This is a genomic window from Stenotrophomonas sp. 28608_Sma (assembly GCF_056486185.1).
This window is the reverse complement of sequence record NZ_CM151308.1, coordinates 2,948,967-2,972,198: the sequence shown is the minus strand read 5'-3', so window position 1 is coordinate 2,972,198 and position 23,232 is coordinate 2,948,967. Positions and strand designations below refer to the sequence as shown.

General features: G+C 66.1%; 21 protein-coding genes and 7 tRNA genes. 16 read left to right on the top strand and 12 right to left on the bottom strand.

From position 1 onward, the window contains the following. From ACZLHH_RS13960 to ACZLHH_RS13935, 6 genes are all read left to right on the top strand, one after another. Positions 1 to 204, top strand: a complete 204-nt coding sequence (locus ACZLHH_RS13960) for a PspC domain-containing protein (protein ID WP_006452007.1) — start codon at positions 1 to 3, stop codon at positions 202 to 204. Next, a complete protein-coding gene (locus ACZLHH_RS13955) occupies positions 201 to 653 on the top strand; it encodes a hypothetical protein (RefSeq protein ID WP_154352821.1) in 453 nt (150 codons plus the stop codon). Before ACZLHH_RS13960 ends, ACZLHH_RS13955 begins: the two co-directional genes overlap by 4 nt. 745 nt (positions 654 to 1,398) lie before the next feature. Further along, entirely contained in the window at positions 1,399 to 1,614 is a 216-nt protein-coding gene (locus ACZLHH_RS13950) for a hypothetical protein (protein ID WP_005410085.1), read from the top strand. 207 nt (positions 1,615 to 1,821) lie between these two features. Then, positions 1,822 to 4,209: a Tex family protein gene (locus ACZLHH_RS13945; RefSeq protein ID WP_180845173.1), complete on the top strand. Its 2,388-nt coding sequence runs from the start codon at positions 1,822 to 1,824 to the stop codon at positions 4,207 to 4,209. 207 nt (positions 4,210 to 4,416) lie between these two features. Next, positions 4,417 to 6,606, top strand: coding sequence for a PAS domain S-box protein (locus tag ACZLHH_RS13940; protein WP_180845174.1), 2,190 nt, complete (start codon positions 4,417 to 4,419; stop codon positions 6,604 to 6,606). A 62-nt stretch (positions 6,607 to 6,668) separates the two neighbouring features. Further along, entirely contained in the window at positions 6,669 to 6,899 is a 231-nt protein-coding gene (locus ACZLHH_RS13935; RefSeq protein WP_180845175.1) for a hypothetical protein, read from the top strand. A 39-nt stretch (positions 6,900 to 6,938) separates the two neighbouring features. Here ACZLHH_RS13935 and ACZLHH_RS13930 read toward each other — a convergent pair whose 3' ends face one another. Continuing rightward, complete coding sequence (locus ACZLHH_RS13930; protein WP_134951325.1) at positions 6,939 to 8,027, bottom strand: DUF5694 domain-containing protein; 1,089 nt, start codon at positions 8,025 to 8,027, stop codon at positions 6,939 to 6,941. Between the two features lie 88 nt (positions 8,028 to 8,115). Here ACZLHH_RS13930 and ACZLHH_RS13925 point away from each other — a divergent pair, with 88 nt between their 5' ends. After that, a complete protein-coding gene (locus tag ACZLHH_RS13925; RefSeq protein WP_258014138.1) occupies positions 8,116 to 8,718 on the top strand; it encodes a GNAT family N-acetyltransferase in 603 nt (200 codons plus the stop codon). Positions 8,719 to 8,973: 255 nt separating this feature from the next. Then, entirely contained in the window at positions 8,974 to 10,800 is a 1,827-nt protein-coding gene (locus tag ACZLHH_RS13920; RefSeq protein ID WP_180845176.1) for a methyl-accepting chemotaxis protein, read from the top strand. Here the strand turns inward: ACZLHH_RS13920 and ACZLHH_RS13915 are convergent. From ACZLHH_RS13915 to ACZLHH_RS13905, 3 genes are all read right to left on the bottom strand, one after another. Continuing rightward, entirely contained in the window at positions 10,797 to 12,233 is a 1,437-nt protein-coding gene (locus ACZLHH_RS13915; RefSeq protein WP_180845177.1) for a GGDEF domain-containing protein, read from the bottom strand. The genes ACZLHH_RS13920 and ACZLHH_RS13915 overlap by 4 nt on opposite strands. Before the next feature lie 115 nt (positions 12,234 to 12,348). After that, positions 12,349 to 12,891, bottom strand: a complete 543-nt coding sequence (locus ACZLHH_RS13910; RefSeq protein WP_180845178.1) for a GNAT family N-acetyltransferase — start codon at positions 12,889 to 12,891, stop codon at positions 12,349 to 12,351. 70 nt (positions 12,892 to 12,961) lie between these two features. After that, a tRNA-Leu gene (locus ACZLHH_RS13905) sits at positions 12,962 to 13,047 on the bottom strand. 132 nt (positions 13,048 to 13,179) lie between these two features. On the opposite strand from ACZLHH_RS13905, the gene ACZLHH_RS13900 reads away from it, so the two are divergent. Next, complete coding sequence (locus tag ACZLHH_RS13900) at positions 13,180 to 13,560, top strand: response regulator (protein WP_032129385.1); 381 nt, start codon at positions 13,180 to 13,182, stop codon at positions 13,558 to 13,560. A 69-nt stretch (positions 13,561 to 13,629) separates the two neighbouring features. Beyond that, positions 13,630 to 13,827 (top strand): hypothetical protein, encoded by a 198-nt coding sequence (locus ACZLHH_RS13895; protein ID WP_010484956.1) that lies wholly within the window; start codon positions 13,630 to 13,632, stop codon positions 13,825 to 13,827. A gap of 45 nt (positions 13,828 to 13,872) precedes the next feature. Here the strand turns inward: ACZLHH_RS13895 and ACZLHH_RS13890 are convergent, their stop codons facing one another. Next, positions 13,873 to 14,829, bottom strand: a complete 957-nt coding sequence (locus ACZLHH_RS13890; protein ID WP_180845179.1) for an SOS response-associated peptidase family protein — start codon at positions 14,827 to 14,829, stop codon at positions 13,873 to 13,875. Between the two features lie 77 nt (positions 14,830 to 14,906). Between ACZLHH_RS13890 and ACZLHH_RS13885 the strand changes: the two genes are divergently transcribed. Next, positions 14,907 to 15,323 (top strand): GNAT family N-acetyltransferase, encoded by a 417-nt coding sequence (locus tag ACZLHH_RS13885; RefSeq protein WP_010484960.1) that lies wholly within the window; start codon positions 14,907 to 14,909, stop codon positions 15,321 to 15,323. 165 nt (positions 15,324 to 15,488) lie between these two features. On the opposite strand, the gene ACZLHH_RS13880 is transcribed toward ACZLHH_RS13885, so the two are convergent. From ACZLHH_RS13880 to ACZLHH_RS13850, 7 genes are all read right to left on the bottom strand, one after another. Next, positions 15,489 to 15,564: transfer RNA gene (locus ACZLHH_RS13880), tRNA-Glu, on the bottom strand. Between the two features lie 47 nt (positions 15,565 to 15,611). Continuing rightward, positions 15,612 to 15,687: transfer RNA gene (locus tag ACZLHH_RS13875), tRNA-Ala, on the bottom strand. 46 nt (positions 15,688 to 15,733) lie between these two features. After that, positions 15,734 to 15,809, bottom strand: a tRNA-Glu gene (locus ACZLHH_RS13870). A gap of 49 nt (positions 15,810 to 15,858) precedes the next feature. Next, a tRNA-Ala gene (locus ACZLHH_RS13865) sits at positions 15,859 to 15,934 on the bottom strand. A gap of 185 nt (positions 15,935 to 16,119) precedes the next feature. Then, positions 16,120 to 16,195, bottom strand: a tRNA-Glu gene (locus ACZLHH_RS13860). Positions 16,196 to 16,249: 54 nt separating this feature from the next. Continuing rightward, a tRNA-Ala gene (locus tag ACZLHH_RS13855) sits at positions 16,250 to 16,325 on the bottom strand. Between the two features lie 89 nt (positions 16,326 to 16,414). Then, a complete protein-coding gene (locus ACZLHH_RS13850; protein WP_032129382.1) occupies positions 16,415 to 16,828 on the bottom strand; it encodes a heavy metal-responsive transcriptional regulator in 414 nt (137 codons plus the stop codon). A 186-nt stretch (positions 16,829 to 17,014) separates the two neighbouring features. Here ACZLHH_RS13850 and ACZLHH_RS13845 point away from each other — a divergent pair, with 186 nt between their 5' ends. The 5 genes from ACZLHH_RS13845 to adiC all read left to right on the top strand — a co-directional run bounded on the left by ACZLHH_RS13845 (position 17,015) and on the right by adiC (position 23,219). Beyond that, positions 17,015 to 18,082: a GlxA family transcriptional regulator gene (locus ACZLHH_RS13845; RefSeq protein ID WP_032129381.1), complete on the top strand. Its 1,068-nt coding sequence runs from the start codon at positions 17,015 to 17,017 to the stop codon at positions 18,080 to 18,082. 80 nt (positions 18,083 to 18,162) lie between these two features. Further along, positions 18,163 to 18,966: a TlpA disulfide reductase family protein gene (locus tag ACZLHH_RS13840; RefSeq protein ID WP_049422840.1), complete on the top strand. Its 804-nt coding sequence runs from the start codon at positions 18,163 to 18,165 to the stop codon at positions 18,964 to 18,966. Positions 18,967 to 18,996: 30 nt separating this feature from the next. Further along, positions 18,997 to 19,839, top strand: a complete 843-nt coding sequence (gene dsbG, locus ACZLHH_RS13835; RefSeq protein WP_180845180.1) for a thiol:disulfide interchange protein DsbG — start codon at positions 18,997 to 18,999, stop codon at positions 19,837 to 19,839. Positions 19,840 to 20,356: 517 nt separating this feature from the next. Beyond that, complete coding sequence (locus ACZLHH_RS13830) at positions 20,357 to 21,790, top strand: DcaP family trimeric outer membrane transporter (RefSeq protein ID WP_180845181.1); 1,434 nt, start codon at positions 20,357 to 20,359, stop codon at positions 21,788 to 21,790. A gap of 76 nt (positions 21,791 to 21,866) precedes the next feature. Further along, entirely contained in the window at positions 21,867 to 23,219 is a 1,353-nt protein-coding gene (gene adiC, locus ACZLHH_RS13825; RefSeq protein WP_005410068.1) for an arginine/agmatine antiporter, read from the top strand. Positions 23,220 to 23,232 lie beyond the last annotated feature (13 nt).

The window sequence follows — 23,232 nt, the reverse complement described above, 5'->3', positions numbered from 1 at the left end:
ATGAACACCACGCCGCGCACGCTGTCGCGTTCATTGAACGACCGCATGATTGCCGGCGTGATGGGCGGCATTGCCCATCGCTTCGGCTGGAATGCCACCCTGGTACGGATCGTGTTCGTGCTGGTCTCGATCGGCTCGGCGGCCTTCCCCGGCATCCTGGTCTACCTGATCCTGTGGCTGCTGATTCCCAACGAGGCCGATTGAAGACTCCCGTGACGCCCTGGCCGATCTGGCTGCGCGCGCTGCAGGTGCTGGGCGCGGTGTGGACGTCCCCCAATTCCCTGCTCGGCCTGATCGGTGGACTGGCCGGCATGCTCGGCGGCGCGACGCTGCGCTGGAGCGGCCGTGACAGCGCGTTGGTGTTCGATCGCTGGCCGTGGGGGCCGGGTGGGGCGATCACCCTGGGCAATGTGATCCTGCACACCGGGCATGACCTGGGCATTTCCTGCCGCACCTATGCGCACCAGGCAGGGTGGGGCGTGGAGCCGCTGATCCGGCTGGATGACCACGAACGCGCGCACGTCTACCAATACATGGTGCTGGGGCCGCTGTACCTGCCGGTGTACCTGCTGTGTGGTGGGGTGAGTGCGCGCAATCCGTTCGAGCGCGCGGCCGATCATTTCGCCCGGTTCGGGCGTGGCTGGTGGCCGTAGTTTCCAGCCAACGGCGCAGCCCCTCGTGGGTGGTCGCGGAATGCGTTCATGCGATTGGGCCGGGCGGGGTGGGTTCGCGGGACACGCCGTAAACCCGTCCCTGGGGGCTCGATGGCGCCATCCATGGCGCCAACGGTCCCGCGAACCCACCCCGCCCGGCCCCTGACAGTTTCCGTGCGCGTCCAGCCACGGAGAAGAAATAGAACAGCAGAAGCGGGTCGCGCGCTGCGCTTGCTCGCGAGCGGGGCATGGCTTGGCTTGGCTTGGCTCTACAGGAAGCAACAAATCAGCCGGCCAAGCTGTTTTTGCTTTTGATCTTCTTTTTTCTTTTCCGTGGGGGGAGGCAGGCATCAGGAACCTGTCAGCGGCCGGGAGGGTGGGTGGGGCGGGGTGTCCGCGGCATGGATGCCGCGGCCAAGCCCCGGGGGGCACTTCAGGGACGGGTTCACGGCGTCCCCGCACTACCCACCCTCCCGGCCAGCCCCCGGGAAACCAGCTTTCCGCGAACAACCAAACCACCCACGAGGGGCTGCGCCGTTGGCGGGAATCCCCCACGGATTCGTTAGCCGGAAGTTAAAGATCCGTAAGCATTCTGCTGCGATCCCGCAGTCATCTGCATGCAACCGATCGTCATTAGCCTTCGTGACGTTCCAGTCAGGTTCGACGCGGTAAGCTCTCCCTCGATGAGCTCGCAGCATCGCTCATCGAGTGCAGTACGCAGTAGCAATTTGGAGGAATACATCACATGGCAATCGTTCTTTATGTCGGTGGTAGCAAGGATGGCGAGAAGGGCGTGGTGCCCTACGGCTTCAGCAAATCCCGCGCCGACACCGCGCTGGGGCCGGAGTTCTACACGGAGCGGTTCATGGAACTGCAGGGTGTCGGCAAGGTCCGCCTGATGGCCCTGGAAGGCATGCGTGACGAGATCGTCATGCAGCGCGCCGCCCGCCACTACCGCTGACCTCCGCAACACGCGGCAGGGCGCGCCCACCATCGTGCGCCCGCGCCGGCATCCCAGCCCAGGGCCAGTCCGAGCCCTCTCTCCGCCAGGATGCCGGCGTCCACTCCGGCCTCGCTGCTGAACCTCGCCCCCTGTCAATGCCTTGTCCGGCTCCGTCGTGGATTGCCAGAATGGGGTCTTCCCGTAACGCGGCACAGACCTGAAGCAATGCACGACGCCAAGAACGCCCAGAGCGCGCTCGCCCAGCAGATCGCCCAGACCATCGCCGACGAGATCGGTGCCCAGTCCGCCCAGGTACGTGCCGCCGTCGGCCTGCTCGACGAGGGCGCCAGCGTTCCGTTCATCGCGCGCTACCGCAAGGAAGTGACCGGGGGCCTGGACGACACCCAGCTGCGCAACCTGGAAGTGCGCCTGACTTACCTGCGCGAACTGGAAGACCGGCGCGCGGCGGTGCTGGCCAGCATCGGCGAGCAGGGCAAGCTCAGCGACGACCTGCGCAACGACATCCTGGCCGCCGACACCAAGAGCCGACTGGAAGACCTGTACCTGCCGTACAAGCCCAAGCGCCGTACCCGCGCCCAGATCGCCCGCGAGGCCGGTCTGGAACCGCTGGCTGATGGCCTGCTGGCCGACCCGACGCAGGACCCTCAGGTCTTCGCGGCTTCCTTCGTCGACACCGACAAGGGCGTGGCCGACACCAAGGCTGCGTTGGAAGGTGCACGCGCGATCCTGATGGAGCGCTGGGGCGAAGATGCCGCGCTGGTCGGTGAGCTGCGCACCTGGCTGGGCGAGACCGGCGTGATCCGTGCCCGCGTGGCCGAGGGCAAGGAAACCGAAGGCGCCAAGTACCGCGATTATTTCGAGCATGCCGAGGCGCTGGCGAAGATTCCCTCGCACCGCTTGCTGGCGCTGTTCCGTGCGCGCCGCGAGGAGATCCTGTTCCTGGAACTGGACCCGGGCAGCGAGGCCGAGGCCGGCCACCAGTACGCCGAAGGACGCGTGGCGCGCAAGGCCGGCATCGCCGATCAGGGCCGCGCCGCCGACCGCTGGCTGCTGGATGCCTGCCGCCTGACCTGGCGTGCCAAGCTGCACACCCATCTGCTGCTGGACCTGTTCAACCAGGCTCGCGAAAAGGCCGAGGCCGAAGCCATCGCAGTGTTCGGCGACAACCTGAAGGACCTGCTGCTGGCGGCTCCGGCGGGCCCGAAGACTGTACTCGGGCTGGACCCGGGCATCCGCACCGGCTGCAAGATTGCCGTGGTCGATGCCACCGGCAAGCTGGTCGCCACCGAGACCATCTACCCGCACGAGCCGCGCCGCCAGTGGGACCAGTCGCTGCAGACGATCAAGCAGCTGTGCGCCAAGCACAACGTGGAACTGATCGCGATCGGCAACGGCACCGCCAGCCGCGAAACCGACAAGCTGGCCGGCGAAGCGATCAAGGCTGCCGCCAACCCGAAGCTGCAGAAGGTGGTGGTCAGCGAGGCGGGCGCGTCGGTGTACTCGGCGTCCGAGTTCGCGGCCAAGGAATTCCCGGGGCTGGACGTGTCGCTGCGTGGCGCGGTGTCCATCGCGCGCCGCCTGCAGGATCCGCTGGCCGAACTGGTCAAGATCGAACCCAAGGCGATCGGTGTCGGCCAGTACCAGCACGACGTGGACCAGTACCGCCTGGCACGGGCGCTGGATGCGCGGGTCGAGGACTGCGTGAATGCCGTGGGCGTGTACGTGAACACCGCTTCGGCCGCGCTGCTGTCGCGCGTGTCCGGCCTGTCGTCCACGGTGGCCGAGAACATCGTGCGCCATCGTGACGACAATGGCCCGTTCAAGCGCCGCAAGGACCTGCTGAAGGTCGCGCGCCTGGGCGAGAAGACCTTCGAGCAGTGCGCCGGCTTCCTGCGTATCGCCGATGGTGACCAGCCGCTGGACGCCTCGGCGGTGCACCCCGAAGCCTACCCGGTGGTCGAGCGCATCGTGGCCAGCACCGCGCGCCCGATCAAGGCGCTGATCGGTGATGGCAGCTTCCTGCGCGGCTTGAAGGCAGAACAGTTCACCGACGACACCTTCGGCGTGCCGACCGTGCGCGACATCCTGAAGGAACTGGAAAAGCCGGGCCGTGACCCGCGTCCGGAGTTCAAGGCCGCGCGCTTCGCCGAGGGCGTCGAGGACATCAAGGACCTGCGCGAGGGCATGGTGCTGGAAGGTGTGGTCAGCAACGTGGCCGCCTTCGGCGCCTTCGTCGATATCGGCGTGCACCAGGATGGCCTGATCCACATTTCGGCGCTCTCCGATACGTTCGTGAAGGACCCGCGCGACGTGGTCAAGGCCGGCGATATCGTCAAGGTGAAGGTGCTGGAGGTGGACGTGGCGCGCAAGCGCATCGCCCTGACCCGGCGCCTGGACGATACCCCGGGCCAGGCCACCAGCCGCCCGGGCCAGCGCGATGACCGCGGCCAGGGGCAGGGGCCGCGCCGCGACGCAGGCGGCCAGAACCGCGGGCCAAACCGGGGCCAGGGCAATGGCGGCCGTCCCGCTCAGTCCGCGCCCCCGGCCAACAACGCCCTGGCGGAGGCCTTCGCCCGCGCCAAGCGCAGTTGAGGACCGTGTCCCCCGTCACGCTTGATTCGTGGCGGGGGACTTGTCGATTTTCCCCGTGATTGCGCACACTTGCGCCTGAGGGGGGCGTTTGGCCTCCCCGCTGTCGCTGGGGAGGGCCATGACGCCAGCAGGACCCGTTGTCTTCGTTGAGGGCTGCAGCGTTGTGCTGCGGCTGCTGCCCGCCTGTGCGGGCCGGGGACCGGATTGATGGCGGGCCAGGGAAACAACGGCAACGGGCTGCTCGAGCGGCGCCTGCAGGAACTGGCAGAGGAGCGCCGGCGCCTGGCCATGATCATCGACGGCACCGCTGCCGGTACCTGGGAATGGAACGTGCAGACCGGCGAAATGCGGGTCAATGCGCGCTGGGCGGAGATTGTCGGCTATCGGCTGGAAGAGCTTGAGCCGGTGTGCCAGAAGACGTTCCTGAAGCTGGTCCACCCCGACGACATCGTCCTGTCCGACGCGGCACTCGAGGATCACTTCGAAGGCCGCAGCGACAACTATGTCTGCCTGCTGCGCATGCGCCACAAGAATGGCCAGTGGATATGGATCCACGATCGTGGCCGCGTGTTCGAATGGGACGGGCAGGGACGACCGCTGTGGATGGCCGGTGCGCACGCCGACGTGACCGAGCTGCAGCAGGCGCGGCAGGATGCGGCCGAGAGCCGACAGCGATTGCAGGCCGTGGTCGACGCGTCCGATGAGGTGGCGGTGATCGCGACCGATACCGAAGGGACCATCACCCTGTTCAATACCGGCGCGGAACGCCTGCTGGGTTACAGCGCGGAAGAAGTGGTCGGCCAGCGGCGACTGGGTGATTTCCACGATCCGGACGAGCTGGCGGCCTGGCTGCGTCCGCTGGCGGCTGCGGACGGAAGCCTGCCGGGCGCGTTTGAAGCACTCAGCGCCCGCGCCGATGAGCAGACCTATTCACGGCAGTGGACACTGCGGCGCAAGGATGGCCAGCCACGCCAGGTGCGCTTGTCGATCAGCCGCATGGATGGTGCCGGCGGCGCGCGGATCGGCTATGTCGGCATGTCCATCGACATCACCGAGATCCTGCAGGCGCGCGCCGAAGCACGCCTGTCGGCAGAGAAATTCGCCGGTGCGTTCACGTCGGCGGCGCTGGGCATGGCGCTGGTGTCGCTGGAAGGACGCTGGCTGGACGTCAATGACGCACTGTGCCGGATCCTGGGCTACCCCCGCGAAGAACTGCTGCAGGTTGATTTCCAGCGCCTGACCCACCCCGATGACCTGCAGACCGACCTGGCCCTGGTGCAGGATCTGCTGGCCGGGCGGCGCAGCCACTACCACCTGGAAAAGCGCTATCTCGATCGCGACGGCAAGGTGATCTGGGCGCGGCTGTCGGTGTCGCTGGTGCGCACCGAGCACGGTGAACCGCTGCATTTCGTGTCGCAGATCCAGGACATCAGCGCCCAGCGCAGCAGCGAGCAGCGCCTGTTCGAGAGCGAGCAGCGCAGCCGTATCACGCTTGATGCGGTTGCCGACCTGGTGCTCAGTGTCAGCCTGGATGGCCGTATCGACTACGCCAATGCCGCCGCAGTACGCACCCTGGCGGGTGATGGCGCGCTGTCGCTGGCCGGGCTCAAGGTGCAGGACGTGCTGGCACTGACCACCGAATATGCGCCCGGCTCGGTACTGGATGTGTCGGTCCTGCTGGACCCGGAAAGCAATGCGGTGGACCTGCACGCCGATCTTCTGCTGCGCCTGGGCGCGGCCACGATCCCGGTCGACCTGACCCGTGCCTGGCTGCGTGATGATGAAGGTCATGTACGCGGTGCAGTGTGGGTACTGCGCGATGACACCCAGCAGCGCGCGCGCCAGCGCGAAGCGCGCCATCTGGCCGAGATCGATCCGCTGACCGAGCTGAGCAACCGTCGCGGCTTCGAGGTGCACCTGCAGCAGGCGATCACCCGCGTCGAGCGAACTGGCCAGGCCGCGTCGTTGATGTACATCGACCTGGACCGCTTCAAGCCGGTCAACGACACCTGGGGCCATCTGGCTGGCGATGCCGTGCTGTGGGCGGTGGCCAGCGTGCTGCGCCACGGTGTGCGTGATTCGGACGTAGTGGCGCGTCTGGGCGGCGACGAATTCGCAGTGATCCTGTCCGGCTGCACGCCGCGTCGTGCCGCGCGCATCGGCGGTGAACTGCTGCACACCCTGGCATCGCTGTCGATTCCGTGGGACCGGGACCGCCTGCATGTGGGTGCCAGCATCGGTATCGCGCCATTGGCGGGTGGGATGAGCGTGGACCAGGCCGTGGCAGCGGCTGATGCCCAGTGCTACCGGGCCAAGGCAATGGGTCGCAACAACGTACAGGTGCAGGGCGAGGCCAGTGAGCTGCCCGGCGATGATTCCGAAGCCGCCGAAGGCTGATCTCAGCCTGTGAGAGGGCGTGCGCGAATACTGCGCGCACATCCACTCATGCAGGTGATCCCATGAAGGTCTGGAACCCGGTTGCGATGCGGGCCTACGCCCCGGCGATGGTTGGCTGGTGCCTCGCGCTGGCCGCCTGCCTGCGTGCGGAACAGCTGCGCGGCGACCTTCACGCGCAGGCCCTGCTGCCGGTACTGCAGGGCGGCGCGGTCGCCCTGCTGGTGTTCACGCTGTCCTGTATCGGTGCCGCCAGCATCGTGCTGTGGCGGACGGGCGGGAACGCGGTGGAGTGATGCGGTGGATGGTCACCGCTTCCTCCACGTCATGTTGCGTCAGCGCAGTACTTCATCCGAACTGACCAGCTGCACGTCATGCATCAGGTTGAGGTAAGCCTCGTAGTAGCCCTTGTGCGAGGCACCGACGATGGTCAGCATGCGGGTGCCTGGATGCTGGCCCAGGATGTCGCGCATGTTGGCGACCATGCGCAGGTTGCGGGTTTCCCAGTAGCCCACGTAGTTGCGGCCGAAGCCTTCCGGCGAGGGCTCGACGAGGGTCGCGCCGAAATCGCTGTTGAAGGCCACCATCGCGGCTGCGGGGGCGTTGTAGGCGCGATACATTGCGAGCAATCCATCCGGTTGAGCAAGATTGGCCTCCAGTCGTTCATCGGCCGCCCTGCGCGCTTTGACGAAGGAATTGTCCCAGGCACCGCGTATGGCGGCAGCGTAGGCCTTCTGCTGCGATTCCGGTGTTGGCGAATCTGCAGTGTGGTCGTCGACCGACCACAGGCGCTCCAGCCCCAGGCGTGCCGCAAGTACGCCGGCCACCAGTCCGGCCTCGTTGCGGCGGGCCATGCGCGTGTCGAGGAACTGCACCAGCTCCGGTGTCAGGCTGTCCGAAGCACGTCGCTCTTCCCTGGACAGCCGCAGCCATTGGACGACTGCCGAGCTGCTTTCGCCCGCGGCCAGGAACACGGCGGCCAATCGGCGCCGCTGGGCAGCGGTCGGCGCCTTCGGCCAATCCGCAAGCAGGCGTTCCATCTCCACGTTGGCGCTGGGCACGTCCAGGCCGGTGGCGGCCTGCGCCGGTGCCGGGTCGACGCAGTAGTCCGCTACGCTCTCCGCGTATCGGGCCGGATTGCGGCGCATGAAGTCACACTGCAGGCCGGACAGGTTCTCCACCGCGATCGCGGTTGGCCGCCAGGCTTCCAGGCGCTGCAGCAGAGGTTCCAGCATCGCCGGCGTGAAGGTCTCCGGCAGGCTGGACAGGTGCGGGCTGCCCAGCACCAGCACTTCGTTCGGGCGTCCTGCGGGTGGTCCCTTCAGCTGGTCGGGGTGGAAGGCGGGTCGATAGGCGGCGTCGTTGGCCAGCGCGCTGCTGCTGCACAGGGCCAGGAAGAGAAGGCTGGCAAAGCGAGGGAACATGCGATCTCCATGTCGATAAGCATCCTGCGCATGCTGGTCATTTTCTCCTGCTGGGGAATCCCGCATTGGTCATGTAAACCTTTCTGCCTTGAGCTGCATCCTTCTGCTGAGCGATGCTGTACGCAATGCCCAGGCGATGCAGAAGATGACATTGGACGACTGGACCATCGACAGTCCGCGGCTGCACCTCCGGCCATTCACGCCCGGTGATGCCGACGAGGCATTTGTGGCAATCACACCCGGGCTGACCCGCTATATGGCGTTCGAGCCCCCACCCTCGAAGGAGGCGTTTGCTGGCGTCTGGCGGGCGTGGCTGCTTACCATCGCCGACGGGACCGACATCACGTTGGTGATCCGCAGGCGCGGGGATGGGGTATTCCTTGGCCTGGCAGGCCTGCATCGAGCCCGTGAAGCAGAACCCGAACTGGGCATCTGGATCGCAGAAGTGATGCATGGGCACGGCTATGGCCGCGAGGCAGTGGCGGCGGTGTGGTCGGCGGCCTCCGGGCGCCTGCGCTGTGCTGCGTTCCGCTACCCGGTGGCGGAACGGAACCGGTCCAGCCGTGCACTGGCTGAGTCCCTTGGTGGGCAGGCTGTGGCATGTGAGCAGGGCGTGAAGTACACGGCAATCGTCTACCGCATTCCGGCTGCAATGCACAGAGTTGCGACGGACGTCGCGGAATCCCGCTAAAGCGGCCGACGGCGTCGCCGATACTCCCTCTGGATCCCGCTCCAGTCACCCGCCGCAGGACCCCAGGCTGCCCCCGACGGGTGGTCCGCGCAGTGTGTTCCGCCGTTTCCAGATGCCGATCGCACCCGCAGCAGACGTTCTTGGCAGTCGCTCGAGAGGTGCCCGTTGGCACCTGTAGTCCCTGGCAACTGATGTTGCCGCCGGGCATCCCGCCCGTCGGGTCACAACCGCTTACCGGACACCGAGGATCAGACAATGCTCATTCCAGGCTTCACGGCAGGCGCGCAGGCGCCGGCCGAGCTGCATCCCCGTTGGTCGCCCTGGCGTGCGCTGCTTGGCGTGCTGGCGCCGCAGCAACGCACCAGCACAGAGGCGGCGATGACCGACCGCACCGAGCTGGAAGCGCAGGTGGCCGCGCTGCATCGCGTGCAGGCCGTCATCGAGTTCGCTCTCGACGGCACCATCCTGCGGGCCAATGACAATTTCCTGCAGGCGATGGGTTACCGGCTGGAGGAGATCCAGGGCAAGCATCACTCCCTGTTCGTCGACCCCGAGCAGGCGCGCAGCGCGGAATACCGCGACTTCTGGGTGCGCCTGGGGCGTGGCGAATATGACGCCGGACAGTACCGGCGCTTCGGCAAGGGCCAGCGTGAGATCTGGATCCAGGCCTCGTACAACCCGGTGCTGGACCGCCAGGGGCGGCCGTACAAGGTGGTCAAGTTCGCGACCGACATCACCGCGCAGAAGCTGCAGGCGGCCGACTCGGCGGGGCAACTGGCCGCGATCGCCAAATCGCAGGCGGTGATCGAGTTCAGCATGGATGGCCGCATCCTGTCGGCCAATGACAATTTCCTGGCCGCTACCGGCTACAGCCTGGACGAGGTGCGCGGGCAGCACCATTCATTGTTTGTCGAGCCTGAGCATCGCAGCAGCGTCGAGTATCGCCAGTTCTGGGAGAAGCTCGGGCGCGGCGAATATGACGCCGGCCAGTATCGGCGCCTGGGCAAGGGCGGGCGCGAGGTCTGGATCCAGGCATCCTACAACCCGATCCTGGACCTCAATGGCAAGCCGTTCAAGGTCGTCAAGTACGCCACCGACATCACCGCGCAGGTGCACGAGAACCAGGCCATGCAGCGCGCCGTGGCGCAGACCCGCGAGGTGGTGGCTGCCGCCAAGCAGGGCGATCTGACCCCGCGCGTGGCCACCGCCGACAAGAACGGGTCGATCGCCGAACTGTGCGAAGGCGTGAATTCGCTGGTCGAGGCGATGGCCGCGATCATCGGCCAGATCAAGTTCGCCGCGGACACCATCGCAGTCGGCGCGACCGAAATCGCACAGGGCAACAGTGACCTCTCGCAGCGTACCGAGCAGCAGGCGGCCTCGCTGGAGGAAACCGCTGTGTCGATGAAAGGCCTGGCCGAGACCGTGCAGCGCACGGCCACCAACGCGCGCCAGGCCAGCCAGCTGGCCGGTGGAGCGGCCGACGTCGCCGCTCGAGGCGGCACTGTGGTGCATGAAGTGGTCGAGACGATGGCGGTGATCAATGCCTCGTCGCGGCGCATCGTCGACATCATCGGAGTGATCGACGGCATCGCCTTCCAGACCAACATTCTCGCGCTGAACGCAGCGGTGGAGGCTGCGCGTGCCGGTGAACATGGCCGCGGCTTTGCCGTGGTCGCCACTGAGATCCGCGAGCTGTCGCAGCGTTCGGCCAGCGCAGCCAAGGAGATCAAGCACCTGATCGATGAGTCGGTTGCCAATGTGGGCGCCGGCACGGCGCAGGTTGAGAGCGCGGGCCGTACCATGGATGAAATCGTGACCAACGTGCGCCGGGTCAGTGACCTGATGACTGAAATCAGCGCGGCCTCGCAGCAGCAGAGCGACGATATCCAGCAGATGAATCATGCGGTCGACCTGATCGATCAGGGCACCCAGCAGAACGCGGCCCTGGTCGAGGAGGCGTCGGCGGCGGCGCGCAGCATGGAAGAGCAGTCGGCGCAGCTGCTGCAGACCGTGGCCAGTTTCCGCGTGCAGGGCGGGGCCGGGCACCGGCACGGAACAGCGGGGCTGCACGCGGTCTAGGCGCGGCGACCGGACGGGTCTTCCATGCTATCGGTGTCGCCGCGTACGCAGTTGCGACCGGCATGTTTGGCGCGGTACAGGGCCTGGTCGGCGCGTTCGACCAGGTCGCGCGGATCGCGGTCTTCGCCGGGCGCCTGCCAGGCCACGCCGATGCTGATGGTGACGGTGGCCTCGGGAGCGGGCAGGGCTGCGACTTCGACCGAAGCGCGCAGCCGTTCGCCCAGGCCCAGTGCGTGGGCGGCATCGGGCGAGGGCAGGGCGGCGATGAACTCTTCGCCGCCATAGCGCGCCAGCAGATCGTCACCTCGTTGCAGGCAGCCGTCAAGAATGGCGGCGACCGACTGCAGGCGACGATCGCCCTCCGGATGGCCATAGGTGTCATTGAGCCGTTTGAAGTGATCGATGTCGATCATCAGTACCGCCAGCCCGAGTCCCTGGCGGCGTGCGCGGCCACGGGCATTGCCAAGAGATTCGTCGAAGCTGCGGCGGTTGCCCAGCCCAGTCAGCGGATCGCGCCGCGCCAGCGTTTCCAGCTCATCGCGCTGGCGCTGGATCTCCACCTGGCTCAGCACGCTGCGCAGGGCATAACCGAGCATGGCACCAATGAAGCCCACCGTGGCCAGGGTGGGCTGCAGGCGCGCGACCAGCAGCGCCACCATCATCAGCAGCAAGGGCAGCATCAACGGCACGCCGGCGTCGACGATGCGGCGCAGGCTGCGCGATACCTCCACCGTCGGATAGCGGCGCTTGCTGGCGGCCATGACGGCCAGCATCACGAACAGTCCGCTGATCAGCAGGTCCCCCCAGTTGCCGTCAGGCAGCTGCGGCTGGTAGGTGTTGATGTAGAACGCCAGCAGGAAGTAGCCCAGCGCGTAGATCGCAAGTGTCCGGAAAAAATCGCGGCGGTCGGGATTGTCCTCGGCCAGGAAGCGGATCAGCGCGAAGCAGAACACCAGGCTGTTCTGTAGGTTGCTCATGGCGTTCAGGCACTGCGTCCACAATGCGGCGTTGAAATGCGCCATCGCCCGCGTGTGCCCGAAGTACAGCAGCCACAGCAGCGCGATGATCAGCAGGTCCACCGCGCGGATGCAGCGGTTGCCGCCGCCCGGGCTGGCGGCCACGTAGGTCAGGGGGATGCGGTAGAACACGTACAGGATCAGCGAAGACACGGTCATCTGCGCAGGATCGAGGCCGGCCACATTGCGGTACAGCAGGGCGAGCAGGGCCAGCGAGAACAGGCCCATGGCAGCGCCCAGCGTCCGCCATTTGCAGGCCGCCTGGCGGCTGTCACGTGCACGCCGCACACAGGCCAGTGCAGCCAGCAACGGGGCAGTGATCAGCATCAGGTAGGAGCCGACCGGGTCCTGCGGGCCAACAAAGGCAATGACGAGCGCGTGCGTGACCAGAAAAAACAGTGCCGCACGCAACGTCATGCATTCCCCCGCCCCCAGCTCCGGCTGGGATCACGATAGGCAGAAGCACGTGTGGCTTGCAAGAAAAGTGTGCGCTGCGTCTATTTCGAAGCTTGCCGGAAGTCGCAGTTGTGTTTCAGCATGGTGACGCGGAGCCTTCGACGCGGGCGTACATCCAGAAGTCACGGGGCTGTCCTCGAACCCGCCGGTAAGCGCGCAGCAGGCCTTCGCGCTGCATGCCGAGGCGTTCCAGCACGGCGATCGAGCGGGCGTTGCTGTCCAGGACAGTCGCCTGGATTCGGACCAGAGCGAGTGCGGCATGGCCCCATTCGAGCACCGCGCGTGCTGCGTGCGTGGCCAGTCCCTGACCCTGCCAGCGCGGATCGAGATCATAGGCAAGTTCGCCGCGGCCATGCGACAGGTCGATTCCGTTCAGGCCAACGGTGCCGATCAGCTGGCTGTCGGCGCCCACCAGCGCCCAGCGCTGGTCCGTTGCCGTGGGCAGGTAACCGGCGATCTGGCAGCGCAGTGCTCTTTCGGAAACGTCGCCCCAGCTGGTGTGCTCGGTCACGCCGGGCAGCGAGAGATAGCCGGCCCAGGTGGCAGCATCATCCACGTGCAGTGGACGCAGCCGTGCGGGCAGGGTGGCAGGGAGCGTGGGCAGGGCGGGCGTTGGCATCGTCGCCAGTGTCGGCGCCCGGGCCCTGAAAATGCAAAAGGCCAGGTCGGTGACCTGGCCTTTGATGCAGTGGTGCCGGTGAAAGGACTCGAACCTTCATGGGGTCACCCCCGGCTGATTTTGAGTCAGCTGCGTATACCATTCCGCCACACCGGCAGGCAGCGTGCGAGTGTAACCGAGGTCGGCACGGCTTTCATAGTGGGGAGGCCGATCGGGGCGCGTCCTGTCGGCTTCGGCCCTGTCATGGCTATACTGCGGCGGCTTGAATGCCTCCAGGAGCGGTAGCCGATGACAGTGTTGCAGGACCTGAGGGTGCTGGTGGTCGAGAACGACGAGATGAGTGCCGCACTGCTGCAGATGCAGCTGGTGCATGCCGGTGCGACGGTGGTGGGGCTGGCCGCGAGCGTGGCTGAAGCGCTGCGCCTGCTGCAGGCGTCGACCCCGGACGTGGCCCTGCTCGATTACCGCCTGGCCCGCAATGAGACCAGCGAGCCGGTGGCTGCGGCACTGTCGGCGCGCGGGGTGCCGTTCGTGCTGGCCACCGGGATGCAGGCCGAGCAGCTGCCCGAGCCGATGCTGGCCGGCGTGCTGCTGGTCAAGCCCTATCTCTCGGCAGATCTGAGCCAGGCGCTGGTACGCGCAGTGGGCCGCGCCAGCGCCAGCGCCTGATTGGCGCGTGCTGAAGCGGTGGGCGTATCCTGCCCGGGCCTGAATGCTCAGGCCTGCAAGGAGAGTGGCATGAAGAAGTGGATCAAGCGCATGGTTGCTGCGGGTGTCCTTTCGATGGCGGTCTTCGGTGGTACGGCCTCTGCCGCGTGGTGTGGCCAGCCCTGTTTCCAGCTCTACAAGAGCTGCATCGCGCGGGGTGGAGAGGTTGAACAGTGCCTGCAGGAACAGGCCTTCTGCGAAGAGGCGATGTGCGGCGGCAATCCCTGATCCATGAACCCCGCCCACGCGGGGTTTTTCATCTGTGCGCGGTGCTCAGGCCGCTTCTTCGTATACGTAGCGGATCTCCTCGCGGTCGTCGAGGATGCGGTACTGCCGCGCCAGGTCATCCGGATCGGGATTGAGCCAGGCATCGAGGTGTTCCTTGCGGATGGGAACGACGCCGCGGTCATGGCCCGCAGCGGCGACATCGTGCGGAGGCGTGTCGGTGATCGTGGCAAATGACAGGAGGCGACCTTCCGGTCCTTCCCATTCCGCCCACAGGCAGGCCAGCAGCAGGTCGCGCGGGGGATCGGGCCGGAACTCCAGCACCACGTCCTGATCCTTCTCATCGGCACCCAGCGTACGGCAGGCGATGGCATGGCGTGGCACGTGCTCATAGAACGCCTGCACCACCACCACGCCGTGGCGCAGCCCGAATGCACCGCGCCAATAGCCTTCCAGGCTGTCGCGCCGCGCGTTGTAGGTGCCGGGATAGAGGATGTCGTTGCGCACCGGCTTGTCCGGCAGCCGGCACTGGTAGCGCATCGGCTTGATCACGCGTTTGCCGCCCTCGCTGACCATCACCGGTGCGTAGGTACCGGGGAAAATGCGGTTGTCGCGCGGCAGCAACTGCACCCGGTGCAGGTCTTCCAGCCGAGCCTGCGCACGATCGATGCGGTTGCCGGCCACGCGCAGGTCGTTGCGTGCCTTCTGGGTGGGGCGGGTCGCCAGCGTGGCATTGGCAATATCGCGTCGCTCGCGCTGGCGGGCCAGCTCCGCTTCCAGATCCTGGCGTTCCTGCGCATGCCACTGCTGGATTTTCGCGACGATGTCGCGGCCCTGCTCGGTGCGCGCGCCGGCGAAGCCGTCATCCATCGCCTTGGGAGTTCTGGGGCGCTTCTTGCCAGGATCGTGCGCGTACAGCTCCGCGAATTCTTCCAGCGACAGGATGGCGCCGAACTCGCGCACCAGCTTGGCGTAGTCGGCGCGGATGAGGGCGGAATAGCACATGGGAACTCTGCGGGCGTGGGTCGCAGCAGCTGCGACATGGATGAGGCAGGATAGCCCGACCTACAGGGAGATAGCGCATGAATGATTCCGTCGCCTGCCAGTTCCGCGACGCCGTGCCCACGGTCGAAGACTATTGCCAGCTGCGTGTGCTGGCGGGCCTCAGTGCCAAGAGCCAGGAGGCGGCGGCACGCGCGCTGCCCAATACCCTGTATGGCGTGTGTGCCTACCAGGGTAACGAGCTGGTGGCGATGGGGCGCATCGTCGGCGATGGGGGCTGCCACCTGCAGGTCTGCGATATCGCTGTGTTGCCGCGCCTGCAGGGGCAGGGCCTGGGCAAGGAAGTGATGCGTCGCCTGGAGGGCTGGATGCAGGCGAACCTGCCGCCGTCGGCATACGTCAGCCTTCTGGCGGATGGTGAAGCGCACCGGTTGTACGCGCAGTTTGGTTTCGCACCCACCGCACCTGCATCGATCGGGATGTATCGCCGGTTCTGAGGTGTGGCCGAGTTGAAGCCATCCACGCATGGCGTGGATCTACTGGGCCAACCGGCCGCCGGATCCATCCCGGCCCTGTAGTAGATCCGCGCCATGCGTGGACAGGGCCTTCCCAGGAATCACAGGCAAAGAAAAACCCCGGCCGAAGCCGGGGTTTTAAAGAATTGGCGTCCCCACGGGGATTCGAACCCCGGTCGCCACCGTGAAAGGGTGATGTCCTAGGCCTCTAGACGATGGGGACGCACGAAAACTTCAAGTTGTAGATCCTTCGACGGCCTAATGTCGAAGTGGTGGAGCCAAGCGGGATCGAACCGCTGACCTCCTGCATGCCATGCAGGCGCTCTCCCAGCTGAGCTATGGCCCCAGTGAAACTCCGGATGATCTGCCGGGAGCAGAGTCCGTTTTGAAACTGGCGTCCCCACGGGGATTCGAACCCCGGTCGCCACCGTGAAAGGGTGATGTCCTAGGCCTCTAGACGATGGGGACGCACGAAAAACTTCAAGTTGTAGAACTTTCGACGGCCTAATGTCGAAAGTGGTGGAGCCAAGCGGGATCGAACCGCTGACCTCCTGCATGCCATGCAGGCGCTCTCCCAGCTGAGCTATGGCCCCGTGTTACCGAGCCGCCTATCATACCTGCGTGTTCACGTTTGTGGAAGCTTTTTTTGAGCTTTTTTTCGTTCCGGTTCAACCGCGACCACGAGGGCAGGGGAACCGCAACGCCACAACCTGAATGCCGGTAGGCGGTGAACAAAAAAGACCCGGTTATCGGCCGGGTCCTCGTTGTTCGTGATGAGTGGCGTCCCCACGGGGATTCGAACCCCGGTCGCCACCGTGAAAGGGTGATGTCCTAGGCCTCTAGACGATGGGGACGCAATTCTCATCAATGTTCTTTAGCGACCTTTCGACGGCCTAATGCCGAAAGATTGGTGGAGCCAAGCGGGATCGAACCGCTGACCTCCTGCATGCCATGCAGGCGCTCTCCCAGCTGAGCTATGGCCCCACGTCGCTGAGGAGCGAAATAATAGCCTTGACCCAGGGGGTTGGCAAGCATTTGTTGCACTTTTCTTCACGTGCGTTGCGAAGCCGATGTCAGTCGCCTTTCGCCTGTGCAGCGTCGTCGGTCAGTGCCGCCAGGATCGGGCACTGGTCCAGCGCGCCGTGACCTGGGCAGGCGTCGACCAGCAGCGAAAGTGCAGTGTGCATGCGTTGCAGCTCCGCCATCCGCTGTGCGATGTCCTGCAGGCGCGCCTGCGCGGTGTCGCGCACGCTGCCCATGTCCTGCGAATGGCGATCGCTCAATGCGAGCAGCTCGCCGATCTCTTCAAGGCTGAAGCCCAGCGCCTTGGCGCGGCGGATGAATCGCAGCCGGCGCAGGTCCTGCTCGCCGAAGATGCGGTAGCCACCCGCCGAGCGGGCCGCGGTCGGCAGCAGCTGCTGTCGTTCGTAGTAGCGCACCGTATCGATCGGTACGCCCGCCTGGCGGGCCAGTTGTCCAATGTTCATGGCGGATTCCTGCAGGGGCTGCCGACCATTGTGAAGCCTGGAGTCTGGTCGAGAGTCAAGGCTTGGCCCGGGTGCGCGCATTCAGCGCACTTTGCAACTTTCTTCATAGCCCCGCCGATGGACCAGTTCCTACCCTTCGCCTGAACCGGCCGTTCGATGGCCTGCAACGAACCGAGGAGGTGGTCTGTGGAAGGATTCAGGAACGAAGGATTCGTCGAGATCGCGGTGGTTGAATACCCGGGAGGTGATCCGTCTGCCGCCTCCGTACTGGCCGAAATGGCGCACGTTGCCAATCGCCTTGCCCAGCAGCAGCGTCGGCCGTTCAAGCGGGTGCTGGTCACCCGCTGGATCGTGCCGGCCAGCCAGACAGGGGTGCATCGTATTGCGGGTGCGGAAATGCTCGATGCGGCCATCCCGGCTGTGATCGCGGTTCCCGGCCAGATCAGTGCCGGCGCGTGCCTGCGCGCGGACGAGGTCCTGCTGGACTGGCTGCGTGCGCACTATGACGGCGGCAGCCTGCTGGCCGCCGCCAGTGATGGCGTCAGCGTGCTGGCACGCGCCGGGTTGCTGGCCGGGCGTACGGTCAGTGGCCCCGATCTCGGACGCCATCCAGGCCTGCAGGCGCAGGCCGCGAGCTGGGTGCCGAGCGAGCGGGCGCTGGTGGATGACGGTGACCTGCTGACGGTCGGCGGGGCCCAGGCCTGGCGCTTCCTTGGCCTGCGACTGTTGTACCGGCTGCACGGGCAGGGCGTGGCCAGTGCGGTCGCACAGCAACTGGGCATCACCGTGCCCGCCACGATCCAGCAGGACCTGGAGCGCTTCAGCGCCAACTTCGCACATGGCGATCGTGATGTGCTGAAGGCACAGCGCTGGCTGCACACCACGGCGGCACGCGGCGCCACCCTTGCCGCGATCTGCGAGGTCTCCGGGCTGGAGCCGCGCACACTGCAGCGGCGGTTCCTCAAGGCCACCGGCCTGCGGCCGATCGAATACTGCCAACGGCTGCGCATCGCCAAGGCGCAGACCCTGCTGCAGCAGGGGGCGGGTATCGATGAGGTGGCGTGGGGTGTCGGCTATGCTGATCAGAGTGCTTTCCGCCGGTTGTTCCTGCGCATCGTTGGCATGACGCCGGCCAACTATCGGCGTCACGTCAGCAGCAAGCGTCGCGAGCGGCCCTTGATGCCGTCGGTGGCAGGCAGCCTGCGCGGGCTGCAATCGCCGTCGGTGATGCAACTGGGGCGCAGCGCGGCCTGATGTCGGCGGCATCGTCGCGCTTGCAACCGGAGCGCGACACTTCGACCATGCAGTCAGTGGACGATTGAACAGGTGGTCTGATGTCGAGCGTTGGGCCGGTGCCGATGCCGGTGGTGTTGATTCTCGTGTGCGTAGTGATTGCCATGGCCGTGGCGCGTCTGTGGCCACGCAGGAAGGACGGCATGCCGCTGCCTTCTGCACCCAGCATGGTTCTGGACATGCTGCTGGTGGGCCTGCTGTGTGGTCGCATCAGCTTCGTGGCCTTGAACTTCGCCCTGTATCGCGAGGCGCCGTGGAGCATTCTGCAGATTGCCGATGGTGGCTACCACCTGGTGGTTGTCCTGGTTGCGGGATCGGCATGGGGGCTGTGGCGGGTGCGCCCATGGCGGGCGTTGCGCGCCCCGGTGCTGGGCGCGGCGTTGGCGGGTGTGCTGCTATGGGCGGGCGGTAGTCAGCTGCTGTCCGCATGGCAGGAGCGGCAGATGCCCTTGCCGGTACTGCAGGTTGCTGATCTGCAGGGGGGCAGGGTTGATCTGCAGCAGTTCCGGGGAAAACCGCTTGTGCTGAATCTCTGGGCGACCTGGTGCGGGCCCTGCCGGCGCGAGATGCCGGTCCTGGCTGCGGCGCAGCAGGCGCATGCGGACGTGCAGTTCGTGTTCCTCAATCAGGGTGAAACCCTTGAGGAGGTCCAGGGTTTCGTTGCGCGCGAACGGCTCCTGCTGCACAACGTATTGCTGGACGATGACGCTGCGGCATCCACGGTGCTGGGCGTGCAGGCCTATCCCTCGACCCTGTTCTTCGACGCCGAAGGGCGCCTGCGTGAACTGCACCTGGGCGAACTGACGGCAGCCGCTCTTGAACACAAACTGCGCCGGCTGCGGTAGCCTGCGCGGGCATCTCACTACGGAGTTCCCATGTTGTCGACTTCCCTGCGCACCGCCCCGGCGGTGCTGTTGCTGCCGGTCCTGCTGGCATTGGCCGCCTGCAGCCAGGCACAGACGCCACCGGGCAAGACCGCCGCGGCACCGGCAGCGAGCGCCACAGCCACGGCTAACAAGGGCGATCGCCCTGCGGTGCTGAAGGGCATCGAGAAGCATGGTTTCGAGGTCGTCGCAGAATTCGATGCCCCCGGTGACCTGCGGGGCTTCGCCGGCGTGGTCGGCGGCCAGCAGCCGGCAGCGGCCTATGTCACCGCTGATGGCAAGCACGTACTGGTCGGCAGCCTGTTCGATGCGGAGGGCAACGATGTAGCCGCTGAGGCCGTTGAAAAGCTGGTGGCTTCGCCGATGTCGGCCAAGATGTGGACCAAGCTGGAAGCCAGTGCCTGGGTGCGTGATGGCAAGGCCGATGCGCCGCGCGTGGTCTATACCTTCAGCGATGCCAACTGCCCGTACTGCCACAAGTTCTGGGAAGCGGCACGGCCGTGGGTCGATGCTGGCAAGGTGCAGCTGCGTCACATCATGGTCGGCGTGATCCGCGAGGACAGCCCGGCCAAGGCCGCGGCGATCCTTGCCGCGCGTGACCCGAGTGCGGCGCTGCTGCAGAACGAGCACGATTTTGATCGCGGTGGCATCAAGGCGCTGCCGAACATCAGCCGCGAGATCGCTGGCAAGCTCGACGCCAATCAGGTGCTGATGATCGAGATGGGCTTCCAGGGCACCCCGGGCATCCTGTTCCAGGACGCACAGGGCCAGGTGCAGCGTCGTGCGGGTCTGCCGCAGGGTGCCGATCTGCAGACGGTGCTTGGCCCGCGCTGAGTGGCGCCAGCCCCATGAAACATTGCGCAGGCCCGCATGGCAGCATGCGGGCCTGTCACATTCCATGGCGGGCATTGCGGTTGCGGGCCCGCGCAACAGTGGTTCATCGTCACGTATGAATCGTGACTGACATCACGCATCCCGCCTTGATTCCAATCAAGGCCAAAAACGACAGGCGGATTAGCCTGTGACGCATGGAATACAGCGTCAATGCGCGATGGATGCCGCGCTCGCCACGCCCTGATCAGGGTCGGCTGGCACAGCCATTCACGACACTCTCACTCTGTGCTTGTTACCCAGACCGCTGCGGTCGCCACCTCTCTGGCAGCGCGGCCTTGATGGCGTCGACATCGGTGCGGGCAGGGCAGTGTCATCGTCCTGTTGCCTGCCATGCGCAGGCTGGCCGGTGTCGTCGACGCAGTATCCGCATTTCCAGCAACGGCAGCACGAGGCCGGAGTGGCGCATGCGTGCGTCCCGTCTGCGTGCTGCGAACAGGGGTCGTCCAGGGAGGATGCAATGCGCGCGGCGGTACTGAGCCTGGCCTGTGTGACAGCACTGGCGATCACGCCGGCGTATGCACAGGTGGATGACAAGGAGGACGCGCAGGCGCTGCGTCGTGAGATTGCGGCCATGCGGCAGGCACTGGAGGGCATGCAGCAGCGGTTGGACCGCCTTGAGCAGCGCGACGCAACCGTTGCGCCTGCTACAGCACAGGCACCCGCCGCCGTGGTCGCGCCTGCCAGCACTGCCAACCTGCTGCACCCCACCCAGGTACCGGGCGTGGCACAGCCGGTGCTGCCGCAGCGCGAATCGGTGGCCGATCCGTCCACCGCCGCGTCGCGACCGGACAGTGCGGCGGGCCCGACCGATCCGGATCTGAAGGGGTTCTTTGCCATACCCGGCACTGATACGGTGATCCGCATCGGCGGTTACGCCAAGCTGGATGCCATCGCCGATTCGCGCGCGGCCGGCGACGAGGATCAGTTCATTCCCTCGTCGATGCCGGTGGGCGGCAGCCACCGCGATGTCTCCAACTTCAACATCCACGCCAAGCAGACCCGCTTCAGCTTCGAGGCGCGGCGTCCAACCACGCACGGCAACCTGCGCTTCTATCTGGAGAACGACTTCTTCGGCAGCAGCGATGGCTACGAGTTCCGCCTGCGGCATGCTTATGGACAGCTCGGCAATACCTATGCCGGCTATGGCTACTCCAGCTTCATGGACCCGGACAGCCTGCCCGACACGCTGGACTTCGCCGGGCCGGGCGGCGCCGGCTATCTGCTGGTGGCCGGCATCCACCACAGCTTCACGATGGGCAAGGGCAACACGCTGACCGTGGCGGCCGAAGACCCGAAGACTGAACTTGCCGGTGCCAGTGATGAGCGGGCTGCGGTGAACCGTCTGCCGGACGTAACCGTGACCGCGCGCATGGAGCGCGACTGGGGCCACCTGCAGGTGGGCGCGGTGGCGCGCAGTCTGGCCTATGACGGCGATGGCGAGCACGACCGGCGAATGGCCGGCGGCCTGCAGCTGAGTGGCTCGGCCTCGGTGGGCGAGCGCGACCTGCTGCTGTTCGGTGCGCTGGGAGGACGCGGCCTCAGCCGCTATACCGCCGACCTGACCGGCTCCGGGCTGGACGCGGTGGTCGGTGCCGATGGCCGCCTCGACGCGTTGGACCTGCACGGCGGCTTCGTCGGCTATACCCACTACTGGTCCGAGTTGTGGCGATCGAACCTGATCTTCGGCCAGCTGACCCTGGAGCGGAACGCCGCACTGGCGGCCGATGCCTTCCGGCAGAGCCGGTACGGCGTATTCAACCTGATCTGGAGCCCTGCGCCGTCCTGGACGATGGGCATGGAGCTGTTGTATGGCCGCCTGGAACAGCAGGGCGGCGCACGCGGCGACACGGTCCGGGTGCAGGGCAGCCTGCAATACAACTTCATCAAATAGGCGCCAGCGGTCGTACGCCAGCGCAACCGTCCCCACGCCCGGTGCTGCCGGGCTCATGCCAGTACCGGAGATCGTCATGGCAGAAGCAAAGAAAATCGGGGTGGTCGGAGCCACCTTCCTCGTCGCCGGCAACATGATGGGCTCAGGCGTGTTCCTGCTGCCATCGAGCCTGGCCAAGATTGGTACCGCCTCGATCTGGGGCTGGTTGATCACCACCGCCGGCGCGCTGTTGTTGGCCTTCGTGTTCGCCAAGCTGGGCAAGCTGGCACCCAAGGCGGGCGGCCCGTACGCCTATGCGCGCGACTGGTTCGGGCCGTACATGGGCTTCCAGACCAACACCATCTACTGGTTCGCCAACTGGATCGGCAACGTCGCCATTCCGATCGCCGCAGTGGGCTATTTCAGCTACTTCTTCCCGATCCTGTCCGAGCCGCTGGTGCGCTGCATCGCGGTGCTGATCCTGGTGTGGGCGCTGAGTTTCGCCAACGTGATCGGTCCGGCGTTCGTCAGCCGGGTGCAGACCGTCACCACCAGTTTTGCGCTGGTGCCGATCCTGGGCATCGCCATCTTCGGCTGGTTCTTCTTCGATGCCGACATTTTCAAGGGCGCCTACAACGTGTCCGGCGAATCGAACTTCGGCGCGATCTCCAGCGCCGCGGCGCTGACGCTGTGGGCCTTCATTGGTGTCGAGTCGGCCTCGGTCACCGCTGGTGTGGTCGAGAACCCGGAAAAGAACGTGGCCCGCGCCACCCTGGCGGGTGTGTTCCTGGCCGCCATCGCCTACATCGCCAGTTCCTCGGTGATCATGGGCATGGTGCCCAATGGCGAACTGCAGACTTCCGATGCGCCGTTCGCACTGGCTGCGGCCAAGGCCGTCGGTGGCTGGGGTGGTGCGCTGGTCAGCCTGTGTGCCTTCATCGGTGCCGCCGGTTCGCTGGGCGGCTGGATCCTGCTGACCGCGCAGAGCGCCAAGGCGGCCTCCGATGACGGCCTGTTCCCGAGCATCTTCAGCAAGACCAACAAGGACGACGTGCCGGTCAAGGGTGTGCTGATCGTGGCCGTGCTGATGACCCTGGCGGTGCTGGTCACCTCCACCTCGGAAACCGCGTCGGCCCAGTTCGACGTGATCACATCGGCGGCGGTGGTGCTGACCCTGCTGCCCTACATCTACTCGTGCGTGGCCTGCTACTTCGTGGTCGAGCGCTCGCACACCCTGGTCCACACCGGTGCGTTCTGGACCCTGACCAGCCTGACCGTCGTTTACTGCCTGTGGGCGATCTACGGCTCGTCGGGAACCATCGTGCAGTACGCCTTCCTGTTCGTGCTGTTCATCACCGTGTTCTATCCCTTCTTCAGCGAGGAGCGCCGCCAGCAGCGGCAGCGCGCCCGCGAGGCATCGGCCATCAGCGCCGGCGCCCAGCGTTCCTGAGTTAGTCAAGGAG

Bases quoted from the DNA above. Each gene is read 5' to 3' on its own strand.
- ACZLHH_RS13960 (WP_006452007.1), top strand. From the start codon at position 1: ATGAACACCACGCCGCGCACGCTGTCGCGTTCATTGAACGACCGCATG.
- ACZLHH_RS13950 (WP_005410085.1), top strand. From the start codon at position 1,399: ATGGCAATCGTTCTTTATGTCGGTGGTAGCAAGGATGGCGAGAAGGGC.
- ACZLHH_RS13945 (WP_180845173.1), top strand. From the start codon at position 1,822: ATGCACGACGCCAAGAACGCCCAGAGCGCGCTCGCCCAGCAGATCGCC.
- ACZLHH_RS13940 (WP_180845174.1), top strand. From the start codon at position 4,417: ATGGCGGGCCAGGGAAACAACGGCAACGGGCTGCTCGAGCGGCGCCTG.
- ACZLHH_RS13935 (WP_180845175.1), top strand. From the start codon at position 6,669: ATGAAGGTCTGGAACCCGGTTGCGATGCGGGCCTACGCCCCGGCGATG.
- ACZLHH_RS13930 (WP_134951325.1), bottom strand. From the start codon at position 8,027: ATGTTCCCTCGCTTTGCCAGCCTTCTCTTCCTGGCCCTGTGCAGCAGC.
- ACZLHH_RS13920 (WP_180845176.1), top strand. From the start codon at position 8,974: ATGCTCATTCCAGGCTTCACGGCAGGCGCGCAGGCGCCGGCCGAGCTG.
- ACZLHH_RS13915 (WP_180845177.1), bottom strand. From the start codon at position 12,233: ATGACGTTGCGTGCGGCACTGTTTTTTCTGGTCACGCACGCGCTCGTC.
- ACZLHH_RS13910 (WP_180845178.1), bottom strand. From the start codon at position 12,891: ATGCCAACGCCCGCCCTGCCCACGCTCCCTGCCACCCTGCCCGCACGG.
- ACZLHH_RS13900 (WP_032129385.1), top strand. From the start codon at position 13,180: ATGACAGTGTTGCAGGACCTGAGGGTGCTGGTGGTCGAGAACGACGAG.
- ACZLHH_RS13895 (WP_010484956.1), top strand. From the start codon at position 13,630: ATGAAGAAGTGGATCAAGCGCATGGTTGCTGCGGGTGTCCTTTCGATG.
- ACZLHH_RS13890 (WP_180845179.1), bottom strand. From the start codon at position 14,829: ATGTGCTATTCCGCCCTCATCCGCGCCGACTACGCCAAGCTGGTGCGC.
- ACZLHH_RS13885 (WP_010484960.1), top strand. From the start codon at position 14,907: ATGAATGATTCCGTCGCCTGCCAGTTCCGCGACGCCGTGCCCACGGTC.
- ACZLHH_RS13850 (WP_032129382.1), bottom strand. From the start codon at position 16,828: ATGAACATTGGACAACTGGCCCGCCAGGCGGGCGTACCGATCGATACG.
- ACZLHH_RS13840 (WP_049422840.1), top strand. From the start codon at position 18,163: ATGTCGAGCGTTGGGCCGGTGCCGATGCCGGTGGTGTTGATTCTCGTG.
- dsbG (WP_180845180.1), top strand. From the start codon at position 18,997: ATGTTGTCGACTTCCCTGCGCACCGCCCCGGCGGTGCTGTTGCTGCCG.
- ACZLHH_RS13830 (WP_180845181.1), top strand. From the start codon at position 20,357: ATGCGCGCGGCGGTACTGAGCCTGGCCTGTGTGACAGCACTGGCGATC.
- adiC (WP_005410068.1), top strand. From the start codon at position 21,867: ATGGCAGAAGCAAAGAAAATCGGGGTGGTCGGAGCCACCTTCCTCGTC.